The organism is Bordetella muralis (assembly GCF_965139205.1).
Taxonomy (GTDB): domain Bacteria; phylum Pseudomonadota; class Gammaproteobacteria; order Burkholderiales; family Burkholderiaceae_B; genus Bordetella_A; species Bordetella_A muralis.
The window spans coordinates 1-6,563 of the sequence record NZ_CBCSIU010000010.1 but is presented as its reverse complement, the minus strand read 5'-3'; the positions used below and the strand labels follow the sequence as shown (position 1 = coordinate 6,563).

6 protein-coding genes, 3 tRNA genes and 1 pseudogene are annotated in these 6,563 nt (G+C 56.9%); all 10 read right to left on the bottom strand.

Annotated elements, in window-relative coordinates; translation table 11 throughout:
• Positions 1-97: pseudogene (locus tag ACNA0I_RS15370) on the bottom strand (hypothetical protein); the annotation flags it as partial.
• A gap of 2 nt (positions 98-99) precedes the next feature.
• The coding region (locus ACNA0I_RS15365) for a GTP-binding protein (RefSeq protein ID WP_236585750.1) at positions 100-227 on the bottom strand (128 nt) is incomplete at its 3' end.
• Positions 228-282: 55 nt separating this feature from the next.
• Positions 283-357, bottom strand: a tRNA-Thr gene (locus tag ACNA0I_RS15360).
• Positions 358-361: 4 nt separating this feature from the next.
• Positions 362-435 (bottom strand) — tRNA-Gly (locus tag ACNA0I_RS15355).
• 118 nt (positions 436-553) lie between these two features.
• Positions 554-640, bottom strand: a tRNA-Tyr gene (locus tag ACNA0I_RS15350).
• Between the two features lie 228 nt (positions 641-868).
• The gene (locus tag ACNA0I_RS15345) at positions 869-1,873 is read right to left on the bottom strand and encodes an asparaginase (protein ID WP_415806889.1); all 1,005 of its coding nucleotides are present in this window, start codon (positions 1,871-1,873) and stop codon (positions 869-871) included.
• Entirely contained in the window at positions 1,866-2,789 is a 924-nt protein-coding gene (locus ACNA0I_RS15340; RefSeq protein WP_415806888.1) for a ParB/RepB/Spo0J family partition protein, read from the bottom strand. Before ACNA0I_RS15340 ends, ACNA0I_RS15345 begins: the two co-directional genes overlap by 8 nt.
• 173 nt (positions 2,790-2,962) lie before the next feature.
• Positions 2,963-3,763, bottom strand: coding sequence for a ParA family protein (locus ACNA0I_RS15335; protein WP_415806887.1), 801 nt, complete (start codon positions 3,761-3,763; stop codon positions 2,963-2,965).
• A complete protein-coding gene (gene rsmG, locus ACNA0I_RS15330) occupies positions 3,760-4,437 on the bottom strand; it encodes a 16S rRNA (guanine(527)-N(7))-methyltransferase RsmG (RefSeq protein WP_415806886.1) in 678 nt (225 codons plus the stop codon). The genes ACNA0I_RS15335 and rsmG overlap by 4 nt, the downstream gene beginning before the upstream one ends.
• The gene (mnmG, locus tag ACNA0I_RS15325; RefSeq protein WP_415806885.1) at positions 4,434-6,353 is read right to left on the bottom strand and encodes a tRNA uridine-5-carboxymethylaminomethyl(34) synthesis enzyme MnmG; all 1,920 of its coding nucleotides are present in this window, start codon (positions 6,351-6,353) and stop codon (positions 4,434-4,436) included. Before mnmG ends, rsmG begins: the two co-directional genes overlap by 4 nt.
• Positions 6,354-6,563: the final 210 nt, after the last annotated feature.

Genomic DNA, 6,563 nt, shown 5'->3' with positions numbered 1-6,563 from the left:
TGACGGTTCTGCGTCTCGTATTCCACGTGTGCCGTGTTGATCGTGATACCACGCGCCTTCTCTTCCGGCGCTGCATCGATCTGGTCGTAGCCGCGGGNNTCGCCCCCGAACTTCGTCGACAACACGGTCGTGATCGCCGCCGTCAACGTCGTTTTGCCGTGGTCAACGTGACCAATCGTACCCACGTTCACGTGCGGCTTGGTACGTTCAAACTTGCCTTTTGCCATGGCTGACTCCTGACCTGGATTGAAGCTTCTGACTAAGAAGAGAAGAAAAAATTTGTGGTGCCCATGACGCGGATCGAACGCGTGACCTCTCCCTTACCAAGGGAGTGCTCTACCACTGAGCCACATGGGCAGCTTGGAGCGGGTGAAGGGAATCGAACCCTCGTCGTAAGCTTGGAAGGCTTCTGCTCTACCATTGAGCTACACCCGCGGGCTACCTTTCACCACTCTTCCCACATTTGCTACACCCTGCCACGCGATTAACCGCAAACAGCAGGGCTTTACATCAAGAATCCAGGCAGCCCGCCTGGATTCAAAATATGGGTCTCTGGTGGAGGAGATTGGATTCGAACCAATGTAGGCGCAAGGCCAACAGATTTACAGTCTGCCCCCTTTAACCACTCGGGCACCCCTCCAGCGGAGAACTTGAGATTATGGACACTTTTAAATTGAAAGTCAAATACGACGGGGGATTTTTCGTATATCCGGAACATTTTTTGCCGCCGGGCCGCCCTAGGACAAAGCTGGCCCTGTTGGAGGGCTGCAAACCAAAGGCGCGATATAGGCTTTTTCACGAAAGTTGGCTCGGCCATCCTTTCCCAACCCGCATAAAGCAAGCCTTGGGCACGTGACACCCGTAATGCTCAGTACCGGTCGAAAAACTCTTGTAGCCGGGCCGGATCAGCAGAAACCAACAGACCCAGCATCAACAAGATTCGAGCTTTCTGAGGGCTGAGTTCGCCAGCAGCAATAAAACCAGCGGCATCGTCGTCAACCTCGACGCTGCGCCCCACCCGACCGCTACCTGTTCGGCTGGCACGGACAACGGCCACGCCTTGGGCTGCAGCGCGCTGCAGGGCTTGCATTGCTACATCGGTGGCATTGCCATCGCCCACGCCAGCCAACACCAGGCCTCGCGCTTTTGTGGCGAGGAAGTCGATTAAATCGCTGCCCATGTCCACGCCCGCATGGACAACCTCGACGCGAGGCCAAGCCACGGCATCGAGCATTTCAATCGAAAATTCGCTTGCTGTGCCGTACACCGTATCGTTGCGGGAAAAAAACTGGGCGTGTCTGCCCCGCACCACCCCCGCCCTGCCCCGATTCGGCGAAGCAAAGGCGTTCACCCCCGCGCAAGCCACCTTTTGAATCTCGCGCGCGTAGTGAATATCCTCGTTCATTACCACCAGCGGTCCGCGCCCGCGCGCTGCTTCATTTCCCGCCAATGCCACCGCGTGAAACAGATTGGCAGGCCCATCGGCGCCTGGCGCCGTAGCGGGACGCATTGCACCCACCAATACCAAGGGCTTGTCGTGCCGAATCACCAAGCTGAGAAAGTAGGCGGTTTCCTCCAGGGTGTCCGTTCCGTGGGTCACGACGATACCGTCAATGGCAGAGTCCTGGCATAGGGAATCGATACGCTGCGCCAGTGTTGCCCAGACGGCATGGGTCATATTCTGGCTGCCCACGCTGGCAACCTGCTCTGCCTGTATGTCCGCCAATTGAGCCAGGCCGGGCACGGCGTCCAGCAATTGCTCGACCGCCAAGGCGCCGGCACGATAGGCATGCGAAGCCGTGTCAGCCTGGGCACCGGCAATCGTCCCGCCCGTCGCTACTACCGCGATGACCGGCAACCGGCGTTCAGGCATCCAGGACTCCGGACAGCCCTTGACGCTCCAGCAGGGAATTCAGGTGTTCCCAGCCGTGAAAGTCGATGACGAGTTGACCTTTTTCACGTGCTCCAACTTTCAGCGCAACGCGCGTGCCCAGTTGATCGGAAAGGGCTTCTTCAAGCCGCGTCACATCGCGCGAGGCGCCGTTGCCTTTTTTCCGAGCGGTGGCATCAACATCCTTCACGGCTTTCGCGACGAGTTTTTCGGCCTCACGTACGGACAGGCGCTTGGCAATGATGAGGTTGGCCAATTGAATCTGCATCGCCGCTTCGACCGCCAACAGCGCACGAGCATGCCCCATATCAATATCACCGGCCAACAGCATGGTTTGCACCGGCGCGGCCAGGTTCAACAAGCGCAGCAAGTTGCTGGTCGCGGAACGCGAACGGCCGATAGCCGTCGCGGCCTGCTCGTGAGTGAGACCAAACTCATCGAGCAAACGGCGTACGCCGTGAGCTTCCTCGAGCGGGTTGAGGTCTTCGCGCTGAATGTTTTCGATGAGCGCCATCACGGCGGCGTTTTCATCGGCGACCTCGCGCACCAGAACCGGGACTTCTTTCAAGCCCGCCAATTGCGCGGCACGAAAACGGCGTTCGCCCGCAATGATTTCATAATGCCCGGGATCGTCGTTGAGCGCACGCACCAGAATGGGTTGCATGATCCCTTGCGTGCGAATGGACTCAGCCAATTCGTTCAACGCACCTTCGTCCATGCGAGTACGCGGCTGATACTTGCCCGCGCGCATTTTGCCAACGAGCAATGTCGTCGGAGGTCCCTCTACCTGCTTGACGACTTCAGTCGTCTTTTTGGCGAAGGTATCGATCGCGGGCCCGTCTGCGCCGAGCAGCGCGTCCAGCCCGCGACCCAGACCTTTGGGTTTTTTGGTGGCCATGTCGAAAAATCCTTTTTACAACTTGCTATGCCTGCTGTGGATATCTTGTACGCTGCATAGATGGCGCAAGCTCAAGCATGTCTTGACGCGCAAACGGGAACAATACGCCCGATCACCACCATCTTGAACGTGTGGATAACCCCAGCACGGCATGATGAGTAGCCATGAAAAGATCAATCCATGGCTTCGACGCGTTTGACCATCTCGGCGCCGAAAGAAATATAAGCTTGAGCGCCACGTGAGGCCTTGTCATACACAACCCCCGGCAAACCATAACTGGGGGCCTCGGCAAGACGTACGTTGCGCGGAATCACGGTAGTGAATACTTTATCCCCAAAATGGGATTCCAGCTGTGCGGAAACTTGTTGTTGTAAAGTCATCCGCGGATCGAACATCACCCGCAACAAGCCGATAAAGCTCAAGTCTTCGTTGATGTTGCGATGCACTCGCTTGATGGTATTGACCAGATCGGACAGACCTTCGAGAGCAAAATACTCGCACTGCATCGGAATGATCACGCCATGCGCCGCGGCCAGGCCGTTCAAGGTCAACAACGACAGCGTCGGCGGGCAATCGATCAGCACAAAATCATATTGCGACGCGACAGCGCCAATTGCGGCTTTCAACTGTCGCTCGCGAGCCTCCATGTTGACGAGATCGATCTCGGCGCCGGATAGTTCGCGGTTGGCGGGCAGCACGTCGTAGCCGCCCGCATCGGAACGCACGCGGGCTTGTTCGATCGATGCATCGCCTATCAAAACATCGTATAGCGTGGATTGCAGCGTGCTTTTGTCGATGCCGCTACCCATGGTCGCATTGCCTTGTGGATCGAGATCTATCAACAGCACCCGTCTGCCATGTGTGGCCAAGCCCGCCGCCAGATTGATGGCTGTCGTGGTTTTGCCAACGCCGCCCTTTTGGTTAGCGATACAAAACACGCGTGCAGGACGAGTGCTAGACGTTTTGGTGTTCATAGAGTTCCTTGACTACGACGCATCCAGATCAGGCAGCGTTGTGCATCCAGCTGAGGCACTTGCAGCGCCTGGATATGTTCGACGTGCCATTCGCCCTGTTGATGCAAGGCTTGAATTTCATCTTCGGGGACCTTCCCCTTCATGCCAACGAGGGTACCATCGTTGCGCACGTGGCGGCCTGCCAGTGACGCAAAATCGTTAAGAGAAGCAAACGCACGCGAGATGACGACATCGCATTGCGCGGGCGCGAGAGCTTCGACGCGGCCGTGTACGGCACGTAAATTGGAGAGAGACAACACACCCGACATCTGACGCACGAACGCCATTTTCTTTTCCACGGCATCCACGCAACTGATCTGCCATGAAGGCAACATGATCGCTAATACGACGCCGGGTAATCCACCGCCTGAGCCGATGTCATACACCTTGGTCATGGCGGCAGGATCCAACGTGTTGGCCAAGGGATTGACAACACTCAGGCTGTCGAACAAATGCTGAACGAGCATTTGTTCCGGGTCACGAATCGCGGTCAGGTTGTAGGTCCGATTCCAACGCTGCATTTGTGCCAGATACGTCAGCAACTGTTCCGTTTGTGCAGCAGTGATCGGCAAGCCCAGGCTATCGCAGGCTTGCGTCAGGCGCTGTGCCAGAGTGGCCTCAGACGCGGGGCTCATGCGGCTTGCTTGCGCGTGCCGTAATGCAGACGCTTTAGGTGGATGAGCAATAGTGAGATTGCTGCAGGCGTAACACCGGAAATGCGCGCAGCTTGCCCGATGGTTTCCGGGCGGTGCGTTTTGAGTTTCTGGCGAACTTCGAATGACAGGCTGCTGACAGCGTCATAATCCATATCTGCCGGGATGCGTTGCTGCTCGTGCGACAAGTGCTTTTGCACTTCGTCTTGTTGCCGGGCGATATAGCCCGCGTACTTGACCTGGATTTCGACTTGTTCGGCCAGGATGTCATCGTCGGACACGCCAGGACCGGCCAACAATGAACCATCGATATTGCGAGCCGCCATCAGCGAGTCGTAAGACACGGCGGGCCGTTTTAATAAATCTGATAGTGAGTACTCACGTTCAATCGCTTTACCTAGCAACGGCTCTGCCGCCTCGGCAGGAAAATTACGCGGAGTCACCCAGGTGGATTTCAATCGCTCAATTTCTGCAGCCACTGCATCGCGCTTGCGACTGAATGCATCCCAGCGGACATCATCGACCAAACCTAATTTGCGGCCGATTTCAGTCAGGCGTAGATCTGCGTTGTCTTCGCGCAAGCTCAAACGATATTCAGCGCGAGAGGTGAACATGCGATAGGGCTCTGTCACGCCTCGCGTCACGAGATCATCGACCAACACGCCTAAATACGCTTCGTCACGACGAGGCGTCCACTGCTCTCGTTCTAAAGAACGCAGAGCTGCATTCGCACCCGCTAATAGGCCTTGCGCAGCCGCCTCTTCGTAACCCGTTGTGCCGTTAATTTGTCCGGCAAAATACAGGCCCTCGATGGCCTTGGTTTCCAATGTTGATTTCAATCCACGAGGATCGAAGTAGTCGTACTCGATTGCATAACCGGGGCGCAGAATGTGTGCGTTTTCCAGTCCGGGTAAGGAATGGATCAAATCCCATTGGACATCGAATGGCAGACTGGTGGATACGCCGTTGGGGTAGACCTCGTGGGTATCCAAGCCCTCGGGCTCGAGGAAAACCTGGTGTGATGCCTTGTCGGCAAAACGATGGATTTTGTCCTCGATAGACGGACAGTACCGCGGTCCTACGCCTTCGATCACGCCACTGTACATGGGTGAGCGATCGAGTCCCGCACGGATGATGTCGTGCGTACGGGAATTGGTGTGGGTGATCCAGCACGGCAGCTGACGCGGGTGCATGGATGTGTTGCCCAAAAAGGAGAACACGGGAATCGGATCGAGGTCGCCTGGTTGTTCTTCGAGGACGCTGTAGTCGATGGTGCGGCCGTCGATGCGAGGAGGCGTTCCGGTTTTCAACCGTCCTTGGGGAAGCTTCAATTCTTTTAAGCGCTGGCCCAATGAGATCGCGGGTGGGTCGCCGGCACGGCCACCGGAGTAATTTTCCAGGCCTACGTGAATCAGGCCATTGAGGAAGGTGCCGGCAGTCAGGACGACGCTGCGGGCGCGGAACTTCAGCCCGATCTGGGTGATGGCCCCCACTACTCGATCGCCTTCGACCATGAGATCGTCGACGGCTTGCTGGAATAGCCACAGGTTAGGTTGGTTTTCCAGGCGATGACGAATGGCTTTACGGTACAACACCCGATCAGCTTGCGCTCTGGTTGCACGCACGGCGGGGCCCTTTGACCCATTCAAAATACGGAACTGAATCCCCGCCTCGTCAGTGGCAATGGCCATTGCTCCGCCCAGAGCATCGACCTCTTTGACCAAGTGTCCTTTGCCTATTCCACCGATCGACGGGTTGCAGGACATTTGGCCCAGGGTCTCGATGTTGTGCGTCAACAATAGCGTCTTGGCGCCAATGCGGGCAGCTGCCAACGCAGCCTCAGTGCCGGCATGGCCGCCACCGACGACGATCACGTCAAATTCGCGCGGGTAATTCATGATGGGGGAATGGGGGGAAGAGCTTGTTAGGTTCCATTATAAAGGGGACCTTGGGGATGTTTCACGTGAAACATGAGGGGAAGTTGCAACGGGTGGCATCTTTTTGGGCTTTCATGGAGTATGGGGGTGTGTTTCACGTGAAACATTGGGGAGGTGTGGTGACTGATATGGGCGAGCAGGTTCTTTTGGCGGTGNGGCGGGGTGGTGGTG

Bases quoted from the DNA above. Each gene is read 5' to 3' on its own strand.
- ACNA0I_RS15345 (WP_415806889.1), bottom strand. From the start codon at position 1,873: ATGCCTGAACGCCGGTTGCCGGTCATCGCGGTAGTAGCGACGGGCGGG.
- ACNA0I_RS15340 (WP_415806888.1), bottom strand. From the start codon at position 2,789: ATGGCCACCAAAAAACCCAAAGGTCTGGGTCGCGGGCTGGACGCGCTG.
- ACNA0I_RS15335 (WP_415806887.1), bottom strand. From the start codon at position 3,763: ATGAACACCAAAACGTCTAGCACTCGTCCTGCACGCGTGTTTTGTATC.
- rsmG (WP_415806886.1), bottom strand. From the start codon at position 4,437: ATGAGCCCCGCGTCTGAGGCCACTCTGGCACAGCGCCTGACGCAAGCC.
- mnmG (WP_415806885.1), bottom strand. From the start codon at position 6,353: ATGAATTACCCGCGCGAATTTGACGTGATCGTCGTCGGTGGCGGCCAT.